At 56.3% G+C, this 26,878-nt stretch carries 29 protein-coding genes; 11 read left to right on the top strand and 18 right to left on the bottom strand.

Annotated elements, in window-relative coordinates:
* Window positions 1–77 precede the first annotated feature (77 nt).
* The 4 genes from gloA to eptA all read right to left on the bottom strand — a co-directional run bounded on the left by gloA (window position 78) and on the right by eptA (window position 4,008).
* Window positions 78–485 carry a lactoylglutathione lyase gene (gene gloA, locus ACFQW4_RS10865; RefSeq protein WP_007892766.1) on the bottom strand — a complete coding sequence of 136 codons (408 nt, stop codon included), beginning with the start codon at window positions 483–485 and terminating at the stop codon, window positions 78–80.
* Window positions 486–587: 102 nt separating this feature from the next.
* Window positions 588–1,685 (bottom strand): alkene reductase, encoded by a 1,098-nt coding sequence (locus ACFQW4_RS10860; RefSeq protein WP_350261855.1) that lies wholly within the window; start codon window positions 1,683–1,685, stop codon window positions 588–590.
* Between the two features lie 49 nt (window positions 1,686–1,734).
* On the bottom strand, window positions 1,735–2,331 hold the full coding sequence (locus ACFQW4_RS10855; protein ID WP_377725268.1) for a TetR/AcrR family transcriptional regulator: 597 nt from the start codon (window positions 2,329–2,331) through the stop codon (window positions 1,735–1,737).
* Window positions 2,332–2,370: 39 nt separating this feature from the next.
* Window positions 2,371–4,008, bottom strand: a complete 1,638-nt coding sequence (gene eptA / locus ACFQW4_RS10850; protein WP_377725266.1) for a phosphoethanolamine transferase EptA — start codon at window positions 4,006–4,008, stop codon at window positions 2,371–2,373.
* 228 nt (window positions 4,009–4,236) lie between these two features.
* Between eptA and ACFQW4_RS10845 the strand changes: the two genes are divergently transcribed.
* The 4 genes from ACFQW4_RS10845 (at window position 4,237) to ACFQW4_RS10830 (ending at window position 6,641) form a co-directional block, all read left to right on the top strand.
* Window positions 4,237–4,476 carry a DUF1289 domain-containing protein gene (locus tag ACFQW4_RS10845; protein ID WP_008110296.1) on the top strand — a complete coding sequence of 80 codons (240 nt, stop codon included), beginning with the start codon at window positions 4,237–4,239 and terminating at the stop codon, window positions 4,474–4,476.
* 71 nt (window positions 4,477–4,547) lie between these two features.
* Window positions 4,548–5,444, top strand: coding sequence for an aldo/keto reductase family oxidoreductase (locus ACFQW4_RS10840; RefSeq protein WP_377725263.1), 897 nt, complete (start codon window positions 4,548–4,550; stop codon window positions 5,442–5,444).
* 80 nt (window positions 5,445–5,524) lie between these two features.
* Window positions 5,525–6,043 (top strand): superoxide dismutase [Cu-Zn] SodC, encoded by a 519-nt coding sequence (gene sodC / locus ACFQW4_RS10835; protein WP_354466024.1) that lies wholly within the window; start codon window positions 5,525–5,527, stop codon window positions 6,041–6,043.
* A 130-nt stretch (window positions 6,044–6,173) separates the two neighbouring features.
* Window positions 6,174–6,641 carry a hypothetical protein gene (locus tag ACFQW4_RS10830; RefSeq protein ID WP_101764541.1) on the top strand — a complete coding sequence of 156 codons (468 nt, stop codon included), beginning with the start codon at window positions 6,174–6,176 and terminating at the stop codon, window positions 6,639–6,641.
* Here ACFQW4_RS10830 and ACFQW4_RS10825 read toward each other — a convergent pair whose 3' ends face one another.
* The 3 genes from ACFQW4_RS10825 to ACFQW4_RS10815 are packed head-to-tail and all read right to left on the bottom strand — an operon-like array spanning window position 6,642 to window position 9,750.
* The gene (locus ACFQW4_RS10825; RefSeq protein WP_377725259.1) at window positions 6,642–8,642 is read right to left on the bottom strand and encodes an FUSC family protein; all 2,001 of its coding nucleotides are present in this window, start codon (window positions 8,640–8,642) and stop codon (window positions 6,642–6,644) included.
* Window positions 8,643–8,649: 7 nt separating this feature from the next.
* Window positions 8,650–9,507 (bottom strand): efflux RND transporter periplasmic adaptor subunit, encoded by an 858-nt coding sequence (locus tag ACFQW4_RS10820; RefSeq protein ID WP_377725257.1) that lies wholly within the window; start codon window positions 9,505–9,507, stop codon window positions 8,650–8,652.
* A gap of 6 nt (window positions 9,508–9,513) precedes the next feature.
* Window positions 9,514–9,750 (bottom strand): DUF1656 domain-containing protein, encoded by a 237-nt coding sequence (locus ACFQW4_RS10815; protein WP_008110284.1) that lies wholly within the window; start codon window positions 9,748–9,750, stop codon window positions 9,514–9,516.
* 151 nt (window positions 9,751–9,901) lie between these two features.
* On the opposite strand from ACFQW4_RS10815, the gene slyA reads away from it, so the two are divergent.
* The gene (gene slyA, locus ACFQW4_RS10810; RefSeq protein WP_007892783.1) at window positions 9,902–10,339 is read left to right on the top strand and encodes a transcriptional regulator SlyA; all 438 of its coding nucleotides are present in this window, start codon (window positions 9,902–9,904) and stop codon (window positions 10,337–10,339) included.
* Window positions 10,340–10,379: 40 nt separating this feature from the next.
* On the opposite strand, the gene slyB is transcribed toward slyA, so the two are convergent.
* On the bottom strand, window positions 10,380–10,847 hold the full coding sequence (gene slyB / locus ACFQW4_RS10805; protein WP_008110282.1) for an outer membrane lipoprotein SlyB: 468 nt from the start codon (window positions 10,845–10,847) through the stop codon (window positions 10,380–10,382).
* A gap of 275 nt (window positions 10,848–11,122) precedes the next feature.
* On the opposite strand from slyB, the gene anmK reads away from it, so the two are divergent.
* The 5 genes from anmK (at window position 11,123) to pdxY (ending at window position 15,592) form a co-directional block, all read left to right on the top strand.
* Window positions 11,123–12,244 (top strand): anhydro-N-acetylmuramic acid kinase, encoded by a 1,122-nt coding sequence (gene anmK / locus ACFQW4_RS10800; protein ID WP_192233669.1) that lies wholly within the window; start codon window positions 11,123–11,125, stop codon window positions 12,242–12,244.
* Window positions 12,245–12,253: 9 nt separating this feature from the next.
* Window positions 12,254–12,583 carry an MliC family protein gene (locus ACFQW4_RS10795; protein ID WP_192411930.1) on the top strand — a complete coding sequence of 110 codons (330 nt, stop codon included), beginning with the start codon at window positions 12,254–12,256 and terminating at the stop codon, window positions 12,581–12,583.
* 20 nt (window positions 12,584–12,603) lie between these two features.
* Complete coding sequence (gene pdxH / locus ACFQW4_RS10790) at window positions 12,604–13,260, top strand: pyridoxamine 5'-phosphate oxidase (RefSeq protein WP_101764536.1); 657 nt, start codon at window positions 12,604–12,606, stop codon at window positions 13,258–13,260.
* A gap of 140 nt (window positions 13,261–13,400) precedes the next feature.
* On the top strand, window positions 13,401–14,675 hold the full coding sequence (gene tyrS, locus ACFQW4_RS10785) for a tyrosine--tRNA ligase (protein WP_008110275.1): 1,275 nt from the start codon (window positions 13,401–13,403) through the stop codon (window positions 14,673–14,675).
* A gap of 56 nt (window positions 14,676–14,731) precedes the next feature.
* Window positions 14,732–15,592: a pyridoxal kinase PdxY gene (pdxY, locus tag ACFQW4_RS10780; RefSeq protein WP_377725252.1), complete on the top strand. Its 861-nt coding sequence runs from the start codon at window positions 14,732–14,734 to the stop codon at window positions 15,590–15,592.
* Between the two features lie 113 nt (window positions 15,593–15,705).
* Here the strand turns inward: pdxY and gstA are convergent, their stop codons facing one another.
* From gstA to dtpA, 3 genes are all read right to left on the bottom strand, one after another.
* Window positions 15,706–16,311, bottom strand: coding sequence for a glutathione transferase GstA (gene gstA, locus ACFQW4_RS10775; protein ID WP_192234504.1), 606 nt, complete (start codon window positions 16,309–16,311; stop codon window positions 15,706–15,708).
* Between the two features lie 99 nt (window positions 16,312–16,410).
* Window positions 16,411–17,292, bottom strand: coding sequence for a LysR family transcriptional regulator (locus tag ACFQW4_RS10770; RefSeq protein ID WP_377725250.1), 882 nt, complete (start codon window positions 17,290–17,292; stop codon window positions 16,411–16,413).
* Window positions 17,293–17,439: 147 nt separating this feature from the next.
* Window positions 17,440–18,945: a dipeptide/tripeptide permease DtpA gene (dtpA, locus tag ACFQW4_RS10765; RefSeq protein WP_101764531.1), complete on the bottom strand. Its 1,506-nt coding sequence runs from the start codon at window positions 18,943–18,945 to the stop codon at window positions 17,440–17,442.
* A 653-nt stretch (window positions 18,946–19,598) separates the two neighbouring features.
* Between dtpA and ACFQW4_RS10760 the strand changes: the two genes are divergently transcribed.
* Window positions 19,599–20,288 (top strand): CTP synthase, encoded by a 690-nt coding sequence (locus ACFQW4_RS10760; protein WP_277974800.1) that lies wholly within the window; start codon window positions 19,599–19,601, stop codon window positions 20,286–20,288.
* A 141-nt stretch (window positions 20,289–20,429) separates the two neighbouring features.
* Here the strand turns inward: ACFQW4_RS10760 and nth are convergent, their stop codons facing one another.
* Genes nth through rsxA form a run of 7 tightly spaced genes read right to left on the bottom strand, consistent with a single transcriptional unit; the run spans window position 20,430 to window position 26,803 of the window.
* On the bottom strand, window positions 20,430–21,065 hold the full coding sequence (nth, locus tag ACFQW4_RS10755) for an endonuclease III (protein WP_137385695.1): 636 nt from the start codon (window positions 21,063–21,065) through the stop codon (window positions 20,430–20,432).
* Window positions 21,062–21,763 (bottom strand): electron transport complex subunit E, encoded by a 702-nt coding sequence (locus tag ACFQW4_RS10750; protein ID WP_008110261.1) that lies wholly within the window; start codon window positions 21,761–21,763, stop codon window positions 21,062–21,064. Before ACFQW4_RS10750 ends, nth begins: the two co-directional genes overlap by 4 nt.
* Window positions 21,756–22,391, bottom strand: a complete 636-nt coding sequence (gene rsxG / locus ACFQW4_RS10745) for an electron transport complex subunit RsxG (protein ID WP_101764528.1) — start codon at window positions 22,389–22,391, stop codon at window positions 21,756–21,758. Before rsxG ends, ACFQW4_RS10750 begins: the two co-directional genes overlap by 8 nt.
* 2 nt (window positions 22,392–22,393) lie before the next feature.
* Window positions 22,394–23,452: an electron transport complex subunit RsxD gene (gene rsxD, locus ACFQW4_RS10740; RefSeq protein WP_101764527.1), complete on the bottom strand. Its 1,059-nt coding sequence runs from the start codon at window positions 23,450–23,452 to the stop codon at window positions 22,394–22,396.
* Window positions 23,453–25,651, bottom strand: coding sequence for an electron transport complex subunit RsxC (gene rsxC / locus ACFQW4_RS10735; protein ID WP_377725246.1), 2,199 nt, complete (start codon window positions 25,649–25,651; stop codon window positions 23,453–23,455).
* Complete coding sequence (gene rsxB / locus ACFQW4_RS10730) at window positions 25,644–26,222, bottom strand: electron transport complex subunit RsxB (RefSeq protein WP_110866053.1); 579 nt, start codon at window positions 26,220–26,222, stop codon at window positions 25,644–25,646. Before rsxB ends, rsxC begins: the two co-directional genes overlap by 8 nt.
* The gene (rsxA, locus tag ACFQW4_RS10725; RefSeq protein ID WP_101764524.1) at window positions 26,222–26,803 is read right to left on the bottom strand and encodes an electron transport complex subunit RsxA; all 582 of its coding nucleotides are present in this window, start codon (window positions 26,801–26,803) and stop codon (window positions 26,222–26,224) included. Before rsxA ends, rsxB begins: the two co-directional genes overlap by 1 nt.
* Window positions 26,804–26,878 lie beyond the last annotated feature (75 nt).

The following is a 26,878-nucleotide window of genomic DNA, read 5'->3' as shown; positions in this document are numbered from 1 at the left end:
CGCATTATGGCAAAAATCGCAGGAGGGTGCAGCAGGAGAGGGAAGTCAGCCTGCAAATAGCAGGCTGACGGGCAACCTTAGTTGCCTAAGCCGTGACCGGCATGTTTGTTTTCAATCAGCTCGATTTTGTAGCCGTCTGGATCTTCAACAAACGCAATAATAGTCGAACCGCCTTTTACCGGGCCCGCTTCACGCGTCACGTTGCCGCCTGCGCTGCGAATGCGTTCGCAGGTGTCAGCGACATTGTCCACGCCCAGCGCGATATGGCCGTAAGCGTTGCCGAGATCGTATTTATCCACGCCCCAGTTGTAAGTCAGCTCAATCACCGCGCCCTCGCTCTCTTCGGTGTAGCCAACGAATGCCAGGGTGTACTTATACTCGGTGTTTTCGCTTTGACGCAGTACGCGCATGCCGAGCACGCGGGTGTAGAAATCGATTGAACGTTGTAAATCGCCAACGCGTAACATGGTGTGAAGTAAACGCATAACATCCTCTTTTTTTTAAAACGTCATCAGTGCATGACAAGCAACTTAGTATAGACACTGATGAAACAACGCTGCCGCTTATCCGCCGCGGCAGCCATTTTCTTACAGGGTTGGATAATCGGTATAACCTTCCGCGCCGCCACCGTAAAAACTCTCAGGACGCTGCGGATTGAGTGGCGCATCCTGCTGCAGACGGGCAACCAGATCCGGGTTGGCGATAAAGTCGCGACCAAAGGCCACGGCGTCAATCAGGCCACGCGCAATCAGATCGTCGGCTTTCTCAACGGTGTAAGCACCGGCACCGATGATCACGCCTGGGAACAGGGCACGCACTTTTTCACGGAATGCATCGCTGTAAGGCTGTCCGCCCGCCCAGTCTGGCTCAGAAAGGTGCAGATAGGCGATGCCGCGTTTACCCAGCTCGGCGATATACCACAGCGCCGCTTTTTCTTCTTCCGGGCCATTTTCCAGATTCTGGAAAGCACCGATTGGTGAAACGCGGATACCAATACGATCGGCAGACCAGTTGGCAATCGCCGCATCCACCACTTCCAGCGCGAAACGGCCACGCTTTTCAATCGAACCGCCGTACTCATCGGTACGCTGGTTTGAACCTGGTGCGAGGAACTGGTGCATCAGATAGCCGTGCGCGGAGTGCAGCTCCAGCAGGTCGAAATCGGCTTCGCGCGCATTGGCGGCGGCCTGACCAAAATCTTTTACGATTTGCTGAATTTCAGCCACTGACAACTCGCGTGGCACGGAGGTGTCTTCACGATAAACAGAACCATCCGCGGCGCGCAGGGACGTGCGCGTACCTGCCGCTAGTGGGGATGGGGCGACCGGCGCTTTGCCTTCGGGCTGCACGCTGTTATGAGATATGCGGCCGGTGTGCCACAGTTGTACAGCGCTGTGACCGTTGGCGGCATGAATGCCTTCGTTAATCACTTTCCACGCGGCAATTTGCTGCTGTGTGTGCAGACCCGGCGCACCGGCATAGCCTTTCGCCTGGAAAGAGATCTGGGTGGCTTCGGTGATGATCAAACCGGCACTGGCGCGCTGTTGATAATATTCTGCCATCAGCGGCGTAGGGATATCGCCCGGCTCAATGCTGCGCAGACGCGTCAACGGGGCCATGAAAATGCGGTTCGGTACGGTAATCGCGCCCACTTTAAGTGGAGAGAACAGCTGCTTACTCGCCATATTGATTGCTCCAGGAAGACCGGTCGTCTAGTAAATGGGGTTTTAAAAATCAGCGACTTATCAGCCACTGTTCGATGGTGTCGAGTGCCAGGCTAATCGGGCCCGGCTCTCGGGAAATCTTGCTCTGCAAACTGGCTCCGAGCCACAGCAAGTAGCAGCGCTGCGCCAGCTGCTGCGGCGTTTGCCCAAACGGCAGCGGCTGCTCAGCCGCCACCTCAGTCAAACAGCGCGTGTAGGCAGCGATAATGGCGTTGGCACCCTGTTGCAGTGCATCGCGCATCGGCTCAGAGAGATCGCACACTTCGGCTGACAACTTTACGCCAAGACAGCCAACAATATGACCTTGCTCGATAAACAGCCGTTCGCCATAGCGGAAATGCGCTAACAGGCGCTCGGTCGGCGTTAAATCGGGCAGACTCAACTGCTGATCAATCTGCTGCTGGAAATGGCTGAAGTAGCGCTCAATCAGCGCCACACCAAAGGCCTCTTTTGAACCAAAATAGTGGTAGAACGAGCCTTTAGTGACTTCCGCCAGCGCCAGCATCTCGATCAAACCCATGCCGGTAAAGCCGCGCTGTAAACAAACCTGCTCGCCAATAGCGAGCAGGTGTTCACGGGTATCGTTGCGTTGCAGAGTCTTATTCATGGGGGGCAGGTTATTAGACCAGTCAGTCTAACGCAACCCTCAGGCGGCAGTTTGGCACGATCTGATCATGTCTAGCTGCGGCTGATACTGCTGCGTCTGGATATTGAACATGCCTAAAACCGTATGGAAAAGATTATCTTGCGAAACCTTGGCGTCAGCCGCTTGCTGGCGTAAACAGGTATCATTGATGTGGTACGCCGCCGCGTATCCCGGTGACATCCACATCAGCAGAGGAATGTGTGTTTGCTGCGCAGGCGCAAACAGGTAAGGCGCGCCGTGCAGATACATCCCGCTCTCGCCAAGCGATTCGCCATGATCGGAGAGATAAACCAGCGCCACATTGAAGCGATCGCTTAGGCCTTTAAGCTTATCGATGGTGCGGCTCAGCATGTCGTCGCTATACAGCAGCGAATTATCGTAGGTGTTCACCAGCGCCTGATGATCGCAATCCTGAATCTGCTTGCTGTCGCAGGTGGGCGTGAAACGGCGGAACTCAGCCGGATAACGCTGATAATAGGCTGGGCCGTGGCTGCCCATCTGATGCAGCACGATAATGCCGTCGTTGTGCAGGCTGGCAACATAGTTATCAAGACGATGCAGCAACACCTCATCCTGGCAAAAACCATCGTGACAATATTGCGGCAGTTTCCACTGCGTCATATCGGTGTGCGGCACGCGGTCACAGGCGCCTTTGCAGCCACCATCATTTTCGCGCCACAGTACGCTTACGCCCGCATGGGCGAGGATGTCGAGTACGCCTTCCTGGTGGTGCGCCAGATTGGCGTCGTAATGCATGCGAGGCATATTCGAGAACATACAGGGCACCGAGATGGCGGTTTCTGTGCCACAGGAACTGGCGTTGGGATAGTAAATCACCTGCTGTTTTTTTAGTTCTGGATTGGTCTCTCGCGCGTAACCACCCAACGAGAAGTTCTCGGCGCGCGCCGTTTCACCTACCACTAACACCACCAGCGTTTTACGGGTTGCGGCGGAGATTAACGCACCTTTATGAGCATCTTCACCGATTTTCACCAGCGCCTGGCTACCTTGCAGATAGCGTTGATCGACATAGTGGCCGGTGCCGCTGACGATATTGGCCGGAGTAATCATCTTGATCAGGTTTTTATTATTGCGAATCAGCGAGGCGTAATCTTTGTAAAACAGCGCCGCCATCAGCAGTATCACCAATATTGCGCCCAGTGCGCCCGTCAGGCGTTGCAGCAGATTCCACCACCAGCGCGGTCCACGACGAATACGCACGCCGCAAATCAACGCCACCGGCACCATTCCCATCAATAGCATCCAGAGTAGATAGCGGCTGCTAAACAACGCTGAGGCTTCCTGCGGGTCGGATTCAAAGACGTTTTGCATCATATTGGTGTCGATCACCGTGCCAAAACTGTGCATGAAGTAATTGGCGGCGGCGCTGACGAACACCAGCACAATCAGCAACGGCTTGCGCAGATAAGGCCAGGCAGCAAGTGAGAAAATAAAATAGAAAGCCGAGGCCAGCACCAGCGGAATACTGGCGGCGAACAGATAATCGTGGGGATGATCGTAAGGAATCATTTCCCAGGCACGCAGCAAGAACAGGGCATTCAAAACTAATGTGAAGAACAGCGCTGCGATAAGGTTAAATCCGCTGGTGCCGCACTGCAGGGTGGTCGGGAATCTCATGAAAACTCAACGGTAAGAAGTCGTGTGACAATCGTATGAAGACAAGCTGAGGAAAACCTTAACCAAGAGTAAACATAAACCATCCAAATCCGATAAATGCTGGCTATTTGGTAAACAGGCGTAACCAGACAGCGTAATGGCTTGATTATGCACAATGGGCGTCTACGCTTTGCACAATGTCATTAAGCTGTTATCAATATGATATGAGATGTTAATTGCGGAGTGGATGTGGCCGAGCAACTTGAGTTCTTCCCCGTTCCCAGCCCGTGTCGTGGTATTTGCCAGAGTGACGCGCGTGGTTATTGTCGTGGCTGTTTACGCAGCCGGGAAGAGCGCTTTAACTGGATGAAATTCAGCGATGCGCAAAAGCGCGATGTGCTGCGCTTGTGCCGGCAACGCTTTTTGCGCCTGCAACGGCAGCAAAAAGTGGATGAAGATCATGATCCACAACAACCGGAACTGTTTTAAGAAAACGATGATTTGCCTTTCCGTTATACTCCCGCTTTCGTCATCTGGAACCGTGTTTAGGGAGTTTAACCATGTTACAAGCGCAGGCTATTGCACCGCAGGGACCCTCATTTTCACCGCTGATCGCCGGTTACTGGCGTTTAATTGAGTGGGGCATGACGCCGCAGCAAGTGGTGCAGTTTATTGAGCACCATTTAGCGCTGGGCATCACCACCGTCGATCACGCCGACATCTACGGCGATTACCAATGTGAAGCCGCCTTTGGTGCCGCGCTGTGCCTCGCGCCAGGGTTACGTGAGAAGCTGCAAATCGTCACCAAATGCGGCATTGCGACGCGCGCAAAGCCTGAACACCGTATTGGTCACTACATCACCGAAGCCAGCCACATTCTGCACAGCGCCGAAAATTCGCTGCGCCATTTCCATACCGATTACCTCGATTTGCTATTGATTCATCGCCCGGATCCGTTGATGGACGCTGATGGGATTGCCGAAGCCTTTACGGCGCTGCATCAGAGCGGCAAAGTACGCCATTTTGGCGTCTCCAACTTCACCGCCTCGCAGTTCACGCTGCTGCAATCGCGTTTGCCGTTCAGTCTGGTCACCAATCAACTGGAGATCTCTCCGCTGGAGCAAACGTCGCTGCTGGATGGCTCACTCGATCAGTGCCAGCAAAATCGCATTCGCCCAATGGCGTGGTCATGCCTCGGCGGCGGTCGCCTGTTTAACGATCCGCATTATCAGCCGCTGCGCGATGAGCTGGAGCAGGTTAAGCAGGAGATCGGCGCCAGCAATATCGAGCAGGTGGTGTATGCATGGGTGATGAAACTGCCAAGCCGTCCGCTGCCGATTATTGGATCAGGTAAAATCGAACGTGTTAAAGAGGCGGTTGGCGCGTGCCAATTGACGCTGGATCGCCAGCAATGGTTCCGCATCCGTAAAGCCGCCATCGGCTACGATGTGCCCTAAAGCGTAAAGCTGCGTCAAATTACGGCAGCCTGGATGAAAGCAGTCCAGGCTTAGAGGGAATCTAACCGTAAGGAGACGTTATGAAGAAAACCCTCATTGTTATGCTGGCTCTGGCCTGCGCCGCGGGTGCGCAGGCGGCGTCAGAAGAAGTCACGCTGCATGAAACCACGGCGCAAGGCATCGGGGCAGCGATTGGCACCGTCACGCTTAGCGAAACGCCATACGGTGTGCAATTTACCCCAGCGTTAAGCGGCCTGAAACCCGGCATTCATGGTTTCCACGTCCATGCTAAAGGCAGCTGTGAACCGGGCGAGTCGGACGGTAAAACAGTGGCGGCCGGTGCGGCGGGCGGACATCTCGATCCGCAAAAAACCGGCAAGCATCTTGGCCCGTATGCCGTTGGTCACCTTGGTGACTTACCCGCGCTGTTTGTCACAGAAGATGGCAAGGCGACGTATCCGGTCGTTGCGCCACGCATCAAATCCCTGAGTGAAATCAAAGGTAAAGCCTTGATGGTGCATGTGGGCGGCGATAATCATGCCGACCATCCGCAACCGCTTGGCGGCGGCGGGGCGCGTTTTGCCTGCGGCGTAATTTAATGCTTTGGGCGGCAGCAGCTTGTCGCCCCCCTTTCCTCACGCTGAAAAAAGTTGACCCATTTTCTTGCTACTCTCCGCGGTTTTTCCATCCTATGATATTGATTCAGGAATAAAACCTTCAGGGGCAGAAATGAAAGCGCGTGGGATGATGTTGTTATGTTTATTGCTGGTGGGATGCGATCAACCCAACGACACACAGCTGCGTTTAGATGCCAGTCGACAACTGCAACGCACCATTGATACCAATCCGCTGCGCGTCGGCTGTGAGAAAATTGCGCGTGGCCGTGAATGGCTGACCCAGCACACCCTTCATCGGCTCGAAGCCAATGGCTGCGAAAATGTCTTGCGCAGCGCCACCGAAACCAACTTCACCCACAGCGAAACTTATCGTCATGCGATGACAGTGGTGTGCGGCGGTATTCAGGGCAAAAGTTTCACCGGCACCACTTTGTATCGCCGCTTTATCTACTCTTCAGAAGAGAAGGCGCTGGTAATTGAACCGATGTCCGATCAGGATAAAACCCGCTTTGAAGGACAGAAATCGCTGCAGCAGTTGCAGGATGATTTTAATCGTCAGACCACGCAATATTGTCAGTAATCAATCCGGTACCGCCTGCGCTAACTGGGCCAGTGAGCAGCGCAGGCGCCACAAAATGCCCGCCAGCGTATTGGCTTCGCTCTCCTGTTGCTGCTGCAGTTGCTCAATCAGGGTTTCCAGCTCATCCAGCGTGGCCTGCAGCGCGGTGTGATGCACGCCGCGCAGACTTATAATTCGTTGCAGATCCTGCAGGCTGCTATCACGCATTTGCCTGAGCGTAGCCGACGTCGGCTGCCATTGGCGCAGCTGCCAGACAATGTGGGAACAGTTCAGTAACACCACGCCCCAGCGCAGCAGCCAGACGCGCGCTTGCTCGTCACGACTGTTACTGAGCTGACTAATATGATGATAAATCTGTGATTCGAAGTGGCTTTCGCTCAGGCGCGGATGGCGGCGAAGCTGATCGAGAAACGCGTGGCGCAGGGCACGAATATGCCGACGACTGCGACGCGCATCGGAACTGGGACGCAGCACCTGAAACGCCAGCCACGCTAGCATTACGCCGCATACCTTGGCGATATTATCATTGAGGAAGCTTTGATAATCCCAGTCCGGCGGATTGGTGACGGCGATAAAGGATCCCATAAAAACAATGAATTGCCCCCACATCCCGGCGCGTTTCTTCTGCTGCAGTTTGAACAACTGCAAGGTGAGCAGCAGCGGGAATAGCACCAGTAAAAACTGCCACAGCGCGCTGATTTGCACCATCAAACCAAACTGCAGCACAAAGCTAAACAGCGACAGCCACAGCAAGGTTTTCAGCAACAGCGAGACGCTGCCACTGGGCGAGGGCGCGGAGGAGTATAGCACGCAGGCGATGGCGGTAAGCGTCAGGGCGGCGGCACCGGAATCCCATTGCGTGGTGATCCAAAAGGCGCTTCCCAGCATGATGACGCTGAAGGTGCGCAGCGCGCTCCAGCCGGCTTCAGCACTGTCGCTTTCGCGCGCCAGCGAGGGCGCATACGGCGGCTGAAAACGGGTATCGGCATCGGCGCGTTCAATCAGGCGAATCCAGCGATTCACATTGAGATACACCCAGCAGAAATAACGCAGTCGCTGGACGAAGGCGCGTTGACGGTAATCACCGGTTGCTGATGGCGTGATGCCACGCAGAATCAGCGCCAAACGGTATTTGTCGCACTGCGGCTGCGCCAGTTCCTGCAACAGTTTGGCCATGGCGTCGTAAAGTTCGGGTGGCGCATCGGGCCAATTCACCAACATGCGGCGCAGGCTGGAGAGTACACTGGTGAGACGCAACTGCTGGTGCAGCACATAGTTCAGCACGTTGTTCTGGCGGCGGAAGCGATAGTGGCTCCAGAACGCCTGAATGCGCAGCAGGTTCATGGTGAGAATCTGGCTAATGACATTCTCATGGGCGGTGCGCACGTTATCAGTGCTGCTTTGCTGCAGTAATAACACCGCATGATCCAGCAAACGCGCGTGCATCTGACGCAGTGAACTCATCAGCGCGTTGCCATCTGAGGTGCTGGGCAGAATCATCATCATCAATCCGGCACACAGGATGCCGGAGATCACTTCGCACACGCGCGCCTGGGCGATATCCCACAGCTGAGTGACATCGGTGATGTTGACGCTGCTAAAAGCGATGATGGCGGCGGTATAACCCGCCAGCGAAAACGCGTAGGCCACGTTATTTTGGTAGTGATTGGCGATCCAGGTACAGAACGCCAGCCACCCGGCCATGAAAAAGGCAAACAGCCAGGGTTCGTTCAGCGTGTGTCCGGCGATCAGCAGCGCGGCGCTGGCACCGAGCAAACTGCCAACGATGCGCCCCAGACTTTTACTGATGGCGCCGCCGACGGTGGGAAAACTCACCACCGCCGCCGAGGTCATGGCCCAGTAAGGTTGGTCGAGTTGCAGCGCATAGGCGATGGTCAAGGCGAGACACATCGCAATGCCGTTACGCAGCGCGTAGCGCCACTCGCCCCCACTTGCTTTTATCCACGGCAGATTTTGCCACGCCAGCCACTGAAAATTCATCACAACCTCAGTGGGCGATGGAGATGGTGCAGGTGGTGCCTGCCACCAGCGGCACACCTTCCGGCAACGCGTCTAAGCGAATACGTACCGGCACGCGCTGCGCCAGGCGCACCCAAGGCACGTTAGGCTTGATATCCGGCACCAGCCCGCCATCGCTGGCGACGCTTTGGTCATAAATGGCGCGTCCGATACTTTCCACTTTACCCTGCAAGCGTGCGCCGTTGCTGTACAACACAATTTGCGCGGCAGCGCCGGGCTGAATATGGCGCAGCTTGGTCTCTTCGAAATAGCCCATCACGTAATAAGAGTGGCTGTCGACCAGCGCAAACAGCGGCGTACCGGCGCTGGCATAGTTGCCGGTGCGCAGCGTCAGGTTGCTGATCCAGCCATCGGTGGGCGCAGTAATGGTGGTTTGATCAAGATTCCAGCGTGCCTGATCGAGGCTAGCCTGCGCCGCTTTTGCCGTCGCTGCGGCAGCATTGGCGGTTAAGCGGGCGGCATCCATATCTTCCGCTGAAATGACGTTGCGCGGCAGGCTGGCGCGGCGATTGGCTTCATGCTGCGCTTTGGCCAGATCGGCCTGCGCTTTAGCCAGTTGGGCTTCGGCATTGGCCTGCGCAATTTGCCACGGCACCGGATCGAGCTTCAGCAGCACGTCGCCTTTATGCACAAACTGATTGTCGCGCACTTCCAGAGCGATGATGCGACCGGACACTTCCGGCGTGATATCCACCAGCTCGGCGCGCACTTTGCCGTCACGCGTCCATGGCGATTGCATGTAGTAATTCCACATCCACCATCCGGCAAGCAGGGCCAGCGCAAAAATCACCAGGGTTGAAAAATACTTAAAAGGGTTGAATTTCATAGTGATTTATCCGAGGCTCAGTAACCACAATGCGCCAGCGACGCACAGTACAAACAGGGAAAGGTCCATCAAGGTGGGATGCCAGACATCGCCAGAGTAGATCCAGCCGCGTATCAGCGGGTGAATCAACAACCAGAAAAAGAAACCGAGTAACACCGCTTTAAACAGCGGCGGAAAAAACAGCGACGCACCGAACACCAGGTCGGTAAGCGGCGCGCTGGGGGAAAAGGCGGTTAGGGACACGTGTCATCATCCTTTTTGACCGGGAATCATCTAAATAGCGCGTAGACGGCAAGCGTATATGCAGGCCTGGTATTTGTAATTTGCCAGGTAAACTCGCAGAATAGTGTAAAATCTGGCTTAATAGCTAGCAAGCTAATTATAAGGAGATGCAATGGATACGCCCTTGGGAACCGATCTGTCTCGTCTGGTGCGCATTTGGCGCGCGTTAATCGATCAGCGCTTGAAACCGCTTGAGTTGACACAAACACACTGGGTGACGCTACACAATATTCATCAACTCCCGCCAGAGCAGTCTCAAATTCAGCTGGCCAAAGCGATCGGCATTGAGCAGCCTTCACTGGTGCGCACGCTGGATCAGCTGGAAGAGAAAGGATTGATCACCCGCGCGACCTGCGCCAACGATCGTCGCGCCAAGCGCATCAAGTTGACCAAGCAGGCTGAGCCGATTATCGAGCAGGTTGAGAATGTGATTGATGCCACGCGCGATGACATCCTTTCCGGCATCAGCCTGGAGGAGATCAATCAGATGGTGACGCTGATTGCGCGGCTGGAAAAAAACATTCTTGAGTTTCATAACCGCGAGAAATAAAAAAACCGACGCCAGGCGTCGGTTTTTTTTATCTGTCCGCTTAACGTGGCGAAACGGTAACCTGGCTGCCGTTTGACGCCATCACGACGCGCTGGCCAACCGAGTAGCGGGTGGCAGCTTGCTTCTGCACCACCATGATGGTGTTGCCATCATCCTTGCGGATCTCCAGCTCGACACCGTCAGATTTGTTGACCGCACCCTGAACGCCCTGACCGGCTACGCCACCGAGTACCGCACCGCCGGCGGTTGCCAGACTGCGACCGCTGCCGCCGCCAATGGTGTTACCGAGGAAACCGCCCAGTACTGCACCACCAATTGCGCCAATCACGTTGTTTTCATCGCCGCCCTGGATTTTCACCGGACGAACAGAAACCAGCGTGCCATAGGAAACACTTTGTACTTGTTTAGCTTCGCTGGCGCTGTAAACGTCACCGGAAAGGGTGCTGTCGTTGGCACAACCTGCCAGAGTTAAGCCGGTCAACGCCACGGCTACAAAACGCTTAATCATCAGAACGCTCCTTAATGCAAAAAAACGCCATATTTCTCATCCTGTACTGCACAGAGTATAAGACAGAAAACTGGCAAATGACGCTAAGTCCGTATAAAACGCGGCTGGGGCGAAGCATAGACCATCGTCCCTCAACAAAAATTCAATTACCCAACGAAAATATTGCTGAGCTGGAATGCACTGTGCAGTGACGCTGAAAAGCGGAATTTTATCATAGAATTAGACCCGGTAATTTGCCAGGCTTAAGCCAGACGATGTTAAGGGAGTGAACCGCTATGAAATCAGGACGCTATATTGGCGTGATGTCCGGCACCAGCCTTGATGGCGTGGACGTGGTACTGGCGGCCATTGATGGTCAAATGGTGGCGCAGCAAGCCAGCTATTGTCATCCCATCCCGCAGGAATTGCGCCAGCAGGTGCTGGCCATTTGTCAGGGGCAAACCTTGACGCTGTCGCAGCTCGGGCAGTTGGATACGCGGCTGGGCAAGCTGTTCGCCGAGGCGGTTTTAACCTTGATGCACCAGCAGTCGCTGGAGGCCAGCGACATTATGGCGATTGGCTGCCACGGACAAACGGTGTGGCATGAGCCGCAAAGTGATGCGCCGAATACACTGCAAATTGGCGATAACAACCAGATCGCGGCGGCAACCGGCGTCACGGTGATTGGGGATTTTCGTCGCCGCGATATGGCGCTCGGCGGGCAGGGCGCGCCGCTGGTGCCGGCTTTCCATCAGGCGCTGTTGATGGACAGCGCTGAGCGCCGCATGGTGCTGAACATCGGCGGCATCGCTAATCTGTCACTGCTGATCCCCGGCCAGCCGGTACGCGGTTTTGATACCGGGCCGGGCAATATGCTGATCGATGCGTGGATTTGGCGCAACAAAGGTTTGCCTTACGACAAAGATGCCGCCTGGGCGCGCAGCGGACAGGTGGTTCCAGCGCTGCTGGAGTTGATGCTCAGCGATCCGTGGTTTGCACTGCCGCCGCCAAAAAGCACCGGGCGCGAATATTTCAATCTCAGCTGGATCGAGCAGCAGTTGCAGCGTTTCCCGGCGCTGGCGCCACAGGATGTACAGGCTACGCTGACCGAGCTGACGGCGTTAACCATTGCGCAGCAGGTGCAGCTCAACGACGGTTGCGATCGTCTGTTGGTCTGCGGTGGTGGCAGCCGAAATCCACTGCTGATGGCGCGGCTGGCCACGCATCTGTCGGGAACGGAAGTCGGTACCACCGACGAAGCGGGCATCAGTGGTGATGATATGGAAGCGCTGGCCTTTGCGTGGCTGGCGTTTCGCACATTAAATGGGTTACCGGGCAACCTGCCAGCGGTAACGGGCGCGCGGGACATGAGCGTATTGGGCGCAATTTACCCCGCCAATCCCCGACTTGGTCGTTAAGAGGTAAAAATGAAAAAAATAATGATGATACTGAGCAGCGTGGCGCTATTAAGTGGCTGCGGCATGATGCATAAGCAGGAAGAGGCGCCGCAACAGCTGCGCTATCAGTGCGGCACTTTGCCGCTGACGGTTACTCAGGATAACGCGAAGCAGCAGGTGAGCTTTATTCTGGATGGTAAGCCCCTGACGCTGGCACAAACGGTGTCGGCCTCTGGCGCGCGCTACAGCGACGGCACTTACGTCTTCTGGTCAAAAGGCAATGGCGCTTTTGTTGAACGTAATAACAAAATCGTGATTAATGATTGTGAATTGCAGAACGCGGATACCTCCGTTCAGTAAACGTGAGAAAGAGAAACAGCATGAGCGACAGTGACAGCTTGCAACATATTGCCCATCTGCGTCGTGAATACACCCGCGGCGGGCTGCGACGTAAAGATCTGCCCGATAACCCTTTGGCGCTGTTTGAGCAGTGGCTGCAGCAGGCCTGCACCGCGCAGTTGCCGGATCCGACGGCAATGACGGTCGCCACCGTTGACAGCAGCGGCCAACCTTATCAGCGCATCGTGCTGCTGAAGCATTACGACGAGCAAGGCATGGTGTTCTATACCAATCTCGGCAGCCGCAAGGCGCTGCAGCTGGCAGAGAATCCGCGTATTTCGCTGCACTTTCCATGGCACTTCCTTGAGCGTCAGGTGATGGTGCTGGGCGAAGTGGAAAAACTGTCGCCGCTGGAGGTACTGAAGTACTTCAGCAGCCGCCCGCGTGATAGCCAGATTGGCGCATGGGTGTCGAAGCAATCAAGCCGCATCTCGGCGCGCGGCGTGCTGGAAGGCAAGTTCCTCGAACTCAAACAGAAATTCCAGCAGGGCGACGTGCCGCTGCCGAGTTTCTGGGGCGGCTACCGTGTCAGATTCCACACCGTGGAGTTCTGGCAGGGCGGCGAACATCGTCTGCACGATCGCTTCCTCTACCAGCGTAATGACAATGGCTGGTCGATTGACCGTTTAGCCCCGTAAAACTGCGTTTTATCCCCTTTCAACGCTGGCGCAGTTGGCGTCAGCGCTTTATGCTATAGCCCTCTTTTTTTTTCGTCTCCGCACGTCAGCGGAAAGCTGTGTACCAGCCTAGGTGCAGTCTGATCAATTTGGAGTCAGTGATGACCAGCAGTAACCTGATACAACAATTGCAAGAAAGGGGCTTAGTCGCCCAGGTAACGGATGAAGAAGCGTTAGCAGAGCGACTGGCGCAAGGGCCAATTGCACTCTATTGCGGCTTCGATCCTACCGCTGATAGCTTGCATTTGGGCCATCTGGTGCCGCTGCTCTGCCTGAAACGTTTTCAGGATGCCGGACACAAGCCGGTCGCGCTGGTGGGTGGCGCCACCGGTCTGATTGGCGATCCCAGCTTTAAAGCAGCAGAACGTAAACTTAACACCGCTGAAACCGTTGGCGAGTGGGTGGATAAGATCCGCAACCAGGTCGCGCCTTTCCTCAGCTTCGATTGCGGCGACAACAGCGCGATTGCCGCGAACAACTACGACTGGTTTGGCGGCATGAACGTGCTGACCTTCCTGCGTGACATCGGCAAGCACTTCTCAGTGAATCAGATGATCAACCGCGAAGCGGTGAAACAGCGTCTGAACCGCGAAGATCAGGGCATCTCTTACACCGAGTTCTCCTACAACCTGCTGCAGGGTTATGACTTTGCGGAGCTGAACAAGCGTCACGATGTGGTGCTACAGATTGGCGGTTCCGATCAGTGGGGCAACATCACCTCCGGTATCGATCTGACGCGTCGTCTGCATCAGCAGCAGGCGTGGGGCTTGACCGTACCGCTGATCACCAAGTCTGACGGCACCAAGTTCGGTAAAACTGAAGGTGGCGCAGTGTGGCTGGATGCGAAGAAAACCAGTCCATACAAGTTCTACCAGTTCTGGATCAACACTGCGGATGCCGACGTATATCGTTTCCTGAAGTTTTTCACCTTCATGAGCATTGAAGAGATCAATGCGCTGGAAGAAGAAGACAAAAACAGCGGCACAGCGCCACGCGCGCAATACGTGCTGGCTGAGCAGGTGACGCGTCTGGTGCACGGCGAAAGCGGCTTAACTGCGGCAAAACGCATCACCGAGAGCCTGTTCTCCGGCAGCCTGAGCGCGATGACCGAAGCGGACTTCGAGCAACTGGCGCAGGACGGCATGCCAACCATCACGCTGACGGCAGAAGACGATTTGCAGCAGGCGCTGGTGGCGGCTGAGCTGGTGCCATCACGCGGCCAGGCGCGCACCATGATCGGTTCTAACGCGGTATCGCTGAATGGCGAAAAACAGTCAGATGCGGAGTACCGTTTCAGCGACAGCGATAAACTGTTTGGACGTTTCACGTTGTTGCGTCGCGGTAAAAAACATTACTGCCTGATTAACTGGCAGTAAGCGTTCAGGGCCGGCTTCCGGCCCTTTTTTATGGCAAGACAGCAGTACAGGGCAAAATGAAAAATATTCTCGCAATTCAATCTCACGTTGTTTACGGACACGCCGGTAACAGCGCTGCCGAATTCCCGATGCGCCGCATGGGCGCAAACGTTTGGCCGCTGAATACCGTGCAATTTTCTAATCACACCCAATATGGACACTGGACCGGCACCGTAATGCCCGCCACGCATTTGACCGACATCGTTAAAGGCATTGCGGCAGTTGACCGCCTGAAAACCTGTGATGCGGTGCTAAGTGGCTATTTGGGATCGGCGGAGCAGGGCGAACAGATTCTGGAGATCGTGCGTCTGGTGAAGGAAGCCAATCCGCATGCGTGGTTCTTCTGCGATCCGGTGATGGGCCATCCGGAGAAAGGCTGCATCGTGGCGCCGGGCGTGGCGGAGTTTCACTGTAAAATGGCGTTGCCCGCCAGTGACATCATCGCCCCAAACCTGCTGGAGCTGGAGATGCTCAGCGGCCATGAAGTGGCCAACGTCGAGCAAGCGGTGGTTGCGGCACGAGAACTGATTAGCAAAGGCCCGAAAGTGGTGCTGGTGAAACATCTGGCGCGTGCCGGACGTCGTAGCGATCGTTTTGAGATGCTGCTGGTGACCGCCGATGAGTGCTGGCACATCAGCCGTCCGCTGGTGGACTTTGGCGTGCGTCAGCCGGTTGGCGTGGGCGATCTCACCAGCGGTCTGCTGCTGGTCGATCTGCTGCACGGCAAGTCGCTGCAGGATGCGCTCCAGCACATCACCGCGGCGGTTTATGAAGTGATGCTGAAAACCCACGAAATGGGCGAGTACGAATTGCAGTTGGTGGCCGCGCAGGATGCGATTGCCAAGCCGACACAGCATTTCGCCGCTGAAAAGCTGTAAATTCCCCGTGAGGTGCGCAGTCCTGCGCACCTGCCATTCAGCTCACCATGAATGACGATCCAACGATCTGGGGCGTACGCACTGATAGCGACCCGACGAAGAATAGCGCCGGATCAAACCAAACCTTCCGCCTTCAATGCCGCTTGCACCGCTGGGCGCTCTGCAACCCGATTAAACCAGGCTTCCAGCGCATCCAGCCCCGCTAAATCCAGCTTGATGGCTTTAGCCCAGCGCGTCACCACGAACAGATACACATCGGCAACGGTAAAGCGTAATCCCAGCAGCCACTGTTTATCCTGCAACGCCTCATTCACCTGCTGATACTTTTTCTCCAGCTGCGCACGGGCAATGGTTTTGTACTCTTCCGGCGTATCCGGACGGAACAGCGGGCTAAAACTTTTGTGCAGTTCGCTGCTGACAAAACTCAACCACTCCAGCGTGTGATAGCGCGTCAGGCTGCCGGTCGGTGCCAGCAGATGGCGATCCGGCTTGAGATCCGCCAGATATTGCACAATCGCCACGCCTTCGGTCAGGATGCTGCCATCGTCAAACTGCAGCGCCGGCACTTGTCCTTTCGGGTTAATCTGCCAGTAATCTTCTCCCTGCTCGGTCACTTTCTTCTGCAGGTCCACGTTCACCTGGGTGAAGTCGAGCCCGCATTCCAGCGCGACAATATGCGGTGATAGCGAACAGGCACCGGGCTTACAATAGAGTTTCATCATGGCTTCTCCTTGAATGTTGTGGTGATCAAAGCAGCATAAGTCTGCCAGGGATATTTACCCGTGACTGCGATCAGGAATTGCGGTCACCGTTCAGGTTTATTCAGCAAAGCATGGCAGTAACGGCAGCTTTTCGAGCGCAAAATCCCAAAATTGCCGCACTTTAGGCGTCATATTCTTCACACGCTGGGTCACTAACTGCACCGGAAGCGGCGCGGGTTCCCATTCTGGCAGCAAGCGCAGCAGTTTCCCGCTGTGGATATCGTCAAGAACCTGATACGACAGCAGCCGTCCGATGCCGTGTGCGCTGCGTAGCGCTTCCAGCTGGCTCTCCACGTCATTAACCCGCAGACGCGGCGTGATGCGCACGCGCAGGTCGTGAGCGAAGCGCCACTCGCGCGTATGGCGCAAGCTCGTCACTAACGCATGTTGAGTCAGTTCAGTGGGATGAACAGGCGTGCCAGCCTGTTGCAGATAGTCGGGGCTGGCAACCAGCGTTGAACGCACAGTGCCAACCTGACGCGCCACCATCGAAGAGTCCTGCAATGCACCAATGCGCAGCGCGATATCGAGGCCGTTTTCGATCAGGTCCTGATAGCTGTCGCTGAGCACCACTTCAATCTGCATCTCCGCATGCTGTTGCAGGAAGGCATTCGCCAGGGGCATGACGTGGCGACGACCAAACTGCACCGGCGCGGTTAAACGCAGCAAGCCATGCAGGCCGCTGTGGTGAGCGCTGTCGATGGCGCGCTGATAATCGCTCAGCACGCGCTGTGCCTGCTCAAACAGCTGCCAGCCAGCTTCGGTGGGTGCCAGCTGGCGCGTGGTGCGTTCAATCAAAGTGGTGGCGAGGCGGGCTTCAAGGGTGTTGAGGGTGCGCGTGATCACCGGTGGCGATCGCTGTAACAAACGTGCGGCACCGGCCAAACTGCCTTGCTGGATAACCGCGACAAATACCTCAAGCTCATCAAACCTGTCCATGCTTATTCCACTCAGATTAACAGTGAGCCGACATCATGAAGTTAAGCGAGCAAAAAGCGAAGTGTGGGTAGCAGAAATCGTTAAAGGAAATGTGAATGGCGGCGAAATAGTCGGTAGAAAAAAGCCGGGACATGCCCGGCTTTCTGCTTACTGATTGGCGCTGGCGCGTTTCAGTTCAGTTTGACTATCATCCTGCGTCATGCGGTTCAGCAGTGGCGCGGTGATTAACATCAGCAGGGCGATCACGCCGGTGGCGATACCAATCTGCTGGAACACATGGCTGTAGACCGCCAGTGACGTGTGTGGATCGGTCACATCATTCGGCACCGCCATCAGGTTCGCGACTTTACCCGCAATCATTGCCGCACCCGCGGTGGTCAGGAACCACGAACCCATGATGAAGCCCATTAAACGCTGTGGTACCAGCTGTGCCACCATTGCCAGGCCCAGACCGGAAATCATCAGCTCACCAATGCTCTGCAGCGCATAGCTAAGGATCAGCCAGTTCACTGAGACGATACCGGCTTCGTTGGCAAATTTGGCACCAAACGGCAGCACCAGGAAGGCCGCTGAACACAGCACCATACCGAAGGCGAATTTGTGTGGCATCGGCATTTTATCGCCAAGCTTGTTGTACACCGCGGCCAGAATCGGGCTTGCCAGCATAATCCAGAACGGGTTCAGCGCCTGGAACTGCTCCGGCTCAAAGGTTATGCCGAGAATCGCGTGCTCAACGTTGCGGATAGCGAAGAAGTTAAGTGAGGTCGGCATCTGCATGTAGAGCACGAAGAACACAATCGCTTCAACCATCAGCAGGAAGGCCACGATCATCTTACGACGTGCTGCCCCCTTCAGCGCGAAGGCTTCTTTAGCGAAGATCACCACGATACCTGCGGCGATGACGCCCAGCGTCATACGTGCGATGCTCTGGTGATGTAGCAGCCAGGCCGCCAGCGCAATCAGTGCTACCACGCCAATCAGCGTCATCAGCAGTTTACCCATCTGCAGCGGGGCAAAATCCGGCTTGGATCCGTAGTTTTTCACTACACGCTGGAAGAACAGGAAGTTCAGCAGCGTGATCACCAGACCGACAACCGACAGCGAGAACGCGGCGCCCCAGCCATATTTCGCGGCCAGCCACGGCGTCAGCATCATCGAGAACAGCGAACCGATGTTGATCGACATGTAGAACATGGTGAAGGCACCGTCGAGGCGCGCGTCATCTTTCTCGTAGCAGGTCGACAGCAGGGAAGACGGGTTAGCTTTAAACAAACCGCTACCTACCGCGATAGTCGCCATGCCGATATACACCATTGAGGTGTCATGGCCGGAGAAGGCAATCAGCGCATAACCCAGCGCCAGCACCATTACGCCGAGCACGATGACGCGTTTGGTACCCAGCACTTTATCGCCGAGCCAGCCGCCGATGGCGACTAAACCATACACTAGCGCGCTAAACGAGGTGAACAGCGTAATGGAGTCCGCTTCGGACATGCCCAGCTGTTTAACCAGGTAAACCGCCATGATGGCTTGCAGGCCATAGTAACCAAAACGTTCCCACAGCTCGATGGAGAAGATCAGATAAAACGCTTTCGGTTGCTTAAAAGCGTTGAGGCTTGGCGCCCCGTCAGTGTGTTTGTTTGCAGTTGACACGTATACCTCAGTTTTAACATAGCCTGTTTTGCGACAGGAATTAAGTCTGCGTCGGGCTGGGTAATCCCGCGCAACATTGTTATTAGAAAGGAAAAACGGCGACTAATTTGGCTGAATCAGTCCAACAGGGCAAGCATTTTCTGCACGCTGAAATACTTGCAATAGGTAGGGTTAATGCCGTTATACAAAGTTGTAAATCAGTGTTAAATCTCGCTGAGTGGCATTATATCAGGATAAACAGGTGAAATGCAGATCGGGAAGATTATTTTCCTGATATAAACTGCTCATGGCGGATTTATCAGAATATAACGCTAAAGACCATAATTTATACAGAGATTATTATTGCCGTTGTGCACAATATAAGCACAACAGCTTGATTGGTGAGCGTAATAAGCAGTCAAAAGATTCCAGAACGCTAATTAGTTGATCCTGCGCACAAAACCACGAATTAATTATCAGGGTAAAAGAAGAAAACGTTTGCGTAGCTGACATCTGGCGAAGATTAGCGCGGTCTGACACCTTATTTGGCAGATAAACAGGCGTCCATAAGCGCAATGCGTGGAAACGAAAGCCGCATAAATCGACGTTTAAAGGCGTTTAGACAGCGGGTTAACTTTGCTGTAACCTCCTTTTTTCCCTGAAAGGACGTAGTCATGATGAAGTCGATTCGTGTCGCCCTGATTGGCGATTACCGTGCTAATGCCGTTGCGCATCAGGCCATTCCTCCCGCTGTACAACTCGCTGCAAAAACCCTTTCACTCAACGTCAGCGCCGACTGGATCGCCACGCCGGAACTCAATCAGCACAACCTCAATGATTACCAGGCGATTTGGCTGGTTCCGGGCAGTCCTTATCTCAATGATGCGGGCGTGTTTGCCACCCTTCGCTGGGCGCGGGAAAGCGGTAAGCCATTTTTGGGCTCGTGCGGCGGATTTCAGTACGCCATCGTTGAGTACGCGCGCAATGTGCTGGGCTGGGAAGATGCGGCGCATGCGGAAACCGATCCCAGCGGTCGCTGGGTGATTGCGCCACTGGCCTGTTCGCTGGTGGAACAGCGTGGCAGCGTGACCTTCCAGCCGGGTTCACGTATTGCTCGGGCTTACGGTGCGTTACAGAGCGATGAGGGTTACCACTGCAACTTTGGCGTCAACGCCGAGTTCAGCGCCGCGCTGGCGACGCAGAATCTGCAGATCACGTCATGGGATTTGGAAGGCGACGTGCGCGGCATTGAATTGACCGATCACCCGTTCTTTGTCGCCACCTTGTTCCAGTCCGAAAGGGCGGCGTTACAAAACCGGCTGTCGCCGCTGGTGGTCGCCTGGTTGCAGGCCGCCGCAGGTTAAATACGCAGCTGGTCTATGGCGTAATGCGTGTCAGTTAAGCCAGCAGCGAGTGCGCTGGCCGGGGCCCGCTATGAGCTTTAGTGCGCGCAGTTGAAAAGGGCACATTTGCCGTGACGCAGCAGATGTGTCAGAGCCCGCGATTCAGAATTCGGTTTTGGCATCGAATTCACACAGATCTTCGATCAGACAGGATCCGCAACGCGGTTTGCGCGCCACGCAGGTATAGCGACCGTGCAGAATCAGCCAGTGATGGCAATCGACTTTAAACGCCGCCGGCACCACTTTCAGCAGCTTATCTTCCACTTCTTCCACATTCTTGCCCGGCGCAAAGCGGGTGCGATTGCTGACGCGGAAAATATGTGTATCAACGGCGATGGTCGGCCAGCCGAAAGCGGTATTCAGTACCACGTTGGCGGTTTTACGCCCGACGCCCGGCAGCGCTTCCAGCGCCGCACGATCTTCCGGCACTTCGCCACCGTGCTGTTCCAGCAGGATGCGGCAGGTCTTGATGACGTTCTCCGCCTTGCTGTTAAACAGGCCGATGGTTTTGATGTACTCCTTCACGCCATCCACGCCCAGCGCCAGCATCGTTGCCGGGGTATTCGCCACCGGATAGAGCTTCGCGGTAGCTTTGTTGACGCTGACGTCGGTGGCTTGCGCGGAGAGTAATACCGCAATCAACAACTCAAACGGCGTGCTGAAGTTCAGTTCTGTGGTCGGATGCGGATTCTCATCACGCAGGCGCGTCAGGATCTGCGCGCGTTTCTCTTTATTCACACCGCTTTCCCGGTTGCGCCTTGCGGCTCCGCTTCAGGCGCTGCTGCACGGGTGGCCGCACGCTGTTTCATCTTCTGATCGATCAGGTATTTTGCCGCCAGCAGCATGCCAAGGCCGATAAACGCGCCCGGTGGCAGCATCGCCAGCAGCATCGGCGAATCAAAGTGCACCACTTCAATACGCAGCGCTTTGGCCCACGGCCCCAGCAGCTGATCCGCCCCGTTGAACAGCGTGCCGCTGCCAATCAGTTCACGAATCGATCCCAGCGTTACCATCGCGCAGGTTGCGCCCATGCCGATGGCAAAACCGTCCAGCGCCGAGAGCGGAATGCTGCTCTTTGAGGCGACCGCTTCGGCGCGACCCACCACAATGCAGTTAGTGACGATCAGCGGGATAAAGATGCCGAGCGACTGATACAAACCGTACGCATAGGCGTTGATCAGCATCTGCACGCAGCTCACCACTGAAGCGATGATCATCACGTAAATCGGAATACGGATTTCGGCCGGCACCCAACGACGCGAGGCGGAAATTGCGCTGTTGGTGATGGTCAGCACCAGCGTGGTCGCCAGGCCTAAACCGAGAGCGTTGGTCGCGGTTGAGGTCACCGCCAGCAGCGGACAGAGACCGAGCAGCTGCACCAGCGCGGAGTTATTTTTCCACAGGCCGCCGACCAGTAAATTTTTGGCTTCACTCATTTGCATCTCCACATTCAGGCAGCGAAGCAAGCTTCGCTGGCAGTGTTTCAATCAGCAGCGCGGTGCGCTTGGTGGCGTTGACCACCGCGCGTGGCGTAATGGTTGCGCCGGTAAATTGGTCGAATTCACCGCCGTCTTTTTTCACCGCAAAATTTTTGTCATCCGCGCCGTGGATCACTTTGCCATTGAAGCTGTTAATCCAGTCTGAAATACGCAGTTCGATTTTATCGCCGAGGCCCGGCGTTTCATGGTGCTCAACCACGCGCACGCCGAGCACTTTGCCGTGGAAATCGGCACCGACCAGCATCTGAATCGCCCCAGAATAGCCGTCTGGCGCGGTGGTCTCAAGCGCGGCGGCCACCGGCTGATCGCCTTTACGCGCTAAATAGAGATGGTGCGGGCGATCATTGCCCAGCGCCAGCGCATCGGTCACCAGATAACACTCTTGCTGGATGTGATTGTCGTACAGATCGGTCGGCACCACCTGATCTAACAAATTTTTCTGTTGTAGCGCGGTCTGATGCTCCACCGTCGGCTTGGTGACATAGTTAACCACCGCCGTCACGCCGGTGGTAATCACCGCAAAGGCCGCCAGCGTCACCGCATTTTTACGAATAGCTTCGATCATCTTCAATCCTTGCGATGGCCGTAAACGCGCGGCTGAGTGTAGTAATCAATCAGCGGCACACAAATATTGGCCAGCAATACCGCGAAGGCGACGCCGTCCGGATAGCCACCAAAGCTGCGAATCAGCCACACCAGTAAACCAATCAGCGCGCCGTAAACCAGGCGGCCGCGATTGGTGGTGGAGGCAGTCACCGGATCGGTAGCAATAAAGAACGCGCCAAGCATGGTGGCACCGGAGAACAGGTGAATCAGCGGTGAGTTAAGCGACTCCGGCGAGAACACCCAGCCCAGCGTGGCGCAGAACGCCAGCGAGACGAGGAAACTGACCGGAATGTGCCAGCGGATAGCATTCTTTGCCAGCAGCAGCGCACCGCCCAGCAGATAACCGAGGTTAACCCACTGCCAGCCAACACCGGCTAACACGCCGCTGTAGATCGGCTCCGCCAGCAGCTGTTCAGCGCTGTGCCCAGCACGCAGGCCGGTTTTAAAGGTATCGAGCGGTGTCGCCTGGCTAACGCCATCAACGCCGAGCTGCAGCTGCTGCATGGTTTCACCGGCCAGCGTGTGATGGGTGAAGATCATACTGAGCGAATCCAGCAGGCCGGGTTTAATCGCCTGCAGGCTATCGGGCGGCAGCCAGCTGGTCATCTGCACCGGGAAGGAGATCAGTAGTACCACGTAACCGACCATTGCCGGGTTAAACGGGTTTTGCCCCAAACCGCCATACAGCTGTTTGGCGATGACGATGGCGAAAATGGTACCTAACACCACCAACCACCATGGCGCGAGCGGCGGCAGGCTGATGCCCAGCAGCAACGCGGTGAGCAGGGCAGAGTTATCGGATAAGGTCGGCACCACCGGCGTTTTACGCAGGCGCAGAATCGCCCCTTCGGTGGCCCACGCGGTGGCGGTGGCCAGTAAAACCTGAATTAAGAAACCGACGCCAAAGAAATACCATTGTGCGGCCATGCCCGGCAGCGCGGCAAACACCACCAGCAGCATGATATTGCCGGTGCTGCGGCGGTTGTGGGTATAGGGAGAACTTGCAATACGAAAAGCCATTTAATCCTCAGTCGTCGAAGGCTGCTGCTGCGCTTTACGCGCTTTGGCACGGGCGACCGCAGCGGCAATCGCCGCTTTGCGTGGGTCGGCGGAGTCAGGAGAGGCAGCAGCCTCCACTTCAGGAGATGTGGCTTCAGCCTGCTGAGCGGCAGCCGCGGCTTTCTTCGCTTTGGCACGCGCAATCGCCGCTTCAACGGCGGCCTTGCGCGGGTCAACTTCAGCAGCAGATGCATCGGCAGGCGGCTCGGCGGGTGCCGGTGCAGCGGGTTGTGCGGAAGCGGCGGCTTTTTTGGCTTTGGCGCGCGCAATCGCCGCTTCAACGGCGGCCTTGCGCGGATCGACTTCAGCAGCAGGCGAGACGGCTGGCGGCTCAGCGGGTGCTGGTTCTGCCGCAGCGGCAGCTTTTTTCGCCTTCGCACGCGCAATCGCGGCTTCAACCGCCGCTTTACGCGGATCGACTTCTGCCGCAGGCGCATCAGCTGGCGGCTCGGCAAGCGCGACGTCAGCCGCCGGTGCGCCCGCTTTCTTCGCTTTCGCACGGGCAATTGCCGCTTCCACCGCCGCTTTACGCGGATCGCCGGACTGACGACTCAGCGCCTGCGTTTCAGCTTGCTTCTCGGCCTGCTGCGCTAAGGCTTGTGCATGACGCGCTTCGCGTTCCGCAGCATCCTGCTCCGGCGTTTTTTCCTGACGCGCTTTCACGCGTGCCACGGCGGCGTCGAGTTCACCCTGATCGCTACGCGCCACGCGCTGTTTAGCCTGTTCATGACGCGCTTCACGCGCCTGTTTTTCGCGTTCGAGACGTGCCAGACGCGCTTCAAAACGCGCTTTCGCTTCGGCGGTACGTTTCGCTTCAAGATCGATGGCGCGCAGTTCGGCTTTTTCCTGGCGGTAATATTGCACCAGCGGAATGTTACTCGGGCAGACGTAAGCGCAGGCGCCGCACTCAATGCAGTCATCAATATTGTGCGCGCGTGCTTTTTCGTGATCGCCGCCCTGGCTGTACCAGAACAGCTGCTGCGGCAGCAGTTTCGCTGGGCAGGCATCCGCGCAGGCGCTGCAGCGGATACAGGATTGCTCTTGCTGATCGTTGCCCATTTCGCTGGCCGACGGCGCCAGAATACAGTTGGAGATTTTCACCAGCGGCACGTTCAGCGACGGCAGGGTAAAGCCCATTAGCGGGCCGCCCATGATCACCATCTGGCGCGATCCCGGCGTAAAACCGGCATGCTGCAGCAGGTGGCTGATCGGCGTACCGAGCCGTCCCCAGACGTTGCGCGGGCGCGCCAGCGCTGCGCCGGTCAGCGTCACCACGCGTTCGGTGATCGGTTCGCCGTCTACGATGGCGCGTTTTACCGCCCACGCGGTGCCGACGTTTTGCATCAGCACACCGATATCGCTGGAACGTCCGCCGTGTGGCACTTCGAGGCCGGTGAGAATCTGCGTCAGCTGTTTCGCGCCACCAGACGGATACTTGGTCGGAATCACGCGAATCTGCAATTCACGATCGCCGCCCAATGCCTGTTTCAGCGCGGCAATGGCTTCTGGTTTGTTATCTTCTATGCCGATCAGCACGCGTTCCGCCTGCAACACCCACGCCAGAATGCGGCAGCCTTCCAGCACTTCGGCGGCACAATCCTGCATTAAACGGTCATCGGCAGTAATATACGGCTCGCATTCGGCAGCGTTGATGATCAGGGTTTTCACGCCGCGCAGGCCGCCGCGCAGTTTGGTGGCGGTCGGGAAGCCCGCGCCGCCTAATCCGGCGATGCCCGCATTGTGAATGCGTTTTACCGCTTCTTCACGCGACAGGGCGCGAAAATCGGGCTGCGGATCGAGCGTGGTCCAGCGATCTTCGCCGTCGGCACGCAGGAAAATGCACAGCTCGGAGAGGCCAGAAGGATGCGCCGTCATGTGTGGCGCAATCTCTTCGATGGTGCCGGACGTTGGCGCGTGCACCGGCAGCATGCGTCCGCCGCCAAAGGTCAGCGGGTGGCCGCGCAGCACTTTGTCGCCGGGCGCCACGCAAATCTCGCCTTCATGGCCGATATGCTGTTTTAACGGAATGATAAAGCGCTCAGGCAGGGGTAACTGGCTCAGCGGCGTACCGTTGGACTGTGTTTTCATCTCAGGCGGATGAATACCGCCCTGAAAATCCCACAACTTCTCTTTGCGGAACAGGTTTAACAAATTAAGCATGGGTTTCTACCGGGATCACCCGTACAGGAATGGTGTCGAGATTCCACTTCCAGTTGGCCGTGGTGGTGGCAACCGGGCGCATCTCAATGCAGTCGGTCGGGCAAGGCGCAACGCAGAGATCGCAGCCGGTGCAGACATCGCTCAGCACGGTGTGCATGGCGCGCGTGGCACCCACGATGGCGTCCACCGGGCAAGCCTGAATACATTTGGTGCAGCCGATGCAATTCTCTTCATCGATCCAGGCCACAGTACGTATCGGCTCCAGCACGTCTGCGCCGCCGTCGAGCGGTTGCGGTTCAACGTTGAGCAGCGCGGCCAGCTTGAGCATGGTCTGCTCGCCGCCGGGCGCGCACTTATTGATCGCTTCACCGTTGTTACCCACCGCATCGGCATACGGGCGGCAGCCGGGATAGCCGCACTGACCACACTGGCTCTGCGGCAAAATCTCATCGATCTGCTCAACAATCGGATCTTCTTCCACCTCGAAGCGACGTGAGGCGTAACCCAGCAGGGCACCAAACACCAGGCCCAATGCAGCCAGCGCGATAATCGCAATCCAAATCGCGGTCATTAGAATTTCACCAGCCCGGTAAAGCCCATAAAGGCCAGCGCCATCAGACCTGCGGTGATCAGCGCAATCGAGTTACCTTTAAACGGCGCGGGAACATTCGCCAGCACCAGACGCTCGCGCATGCCGGCGAACAGCACCATCACCAGCGAGAAGCCGAGTGACGCACTGAAGCCATACAGCGCCGCCTGCAGGAAGGTGTGATTGAGGTTAACGCTCAATAATGGCACGCCCAGCACCGCACAGTTGGTGGTGATCAGCGGCAGGAAGATACCCAGCAGGCGATAGAGCGACGGACTGGTTTTACGCACCACCATTTCGGTGAACTGCACCACAACAGCAATCACCAGGATATAGGCGAGGGTGCGCAGATAGACCAGATCAAGCGGCACCAGAATCAGGTGATTCACCAGCCAGGCGCAGATCGCCGCCAGCGTGATCACGAAAGTGGTGGCAAGTCCCATGCCAATGGCCGTTTCCAGTTTTTTTGACACGCCCATAAATGGGCAAAGGCCGAGGAATTTGACCAACACAAAGTTGTTCACCAGCACCGTGCCAACAAAGAGAAGTAAGTAATCGGTCATTTTTTAACCTGGGAAGCCGAAAGGCGTCTATTATCCGGAATTGAGAGGTGCATCTCAACCTTCAACGGGTTTGTG

The sequence above is a fragment of the Pantoea sp. GCM10028869 genome, assembly GCF_042666835.1.
GTDB classification, from domain to species: Bacteria; Pseudomonadota; Gammaproteobacteria; order Enterobacterales; family Enterobacteriaceae; genus Pantoea; species Pantoea leporis.
Note: the sequence above shows the minus strand (reverse complement) of the source record. Positions and strands in the feature narration are given on the sequence as shown.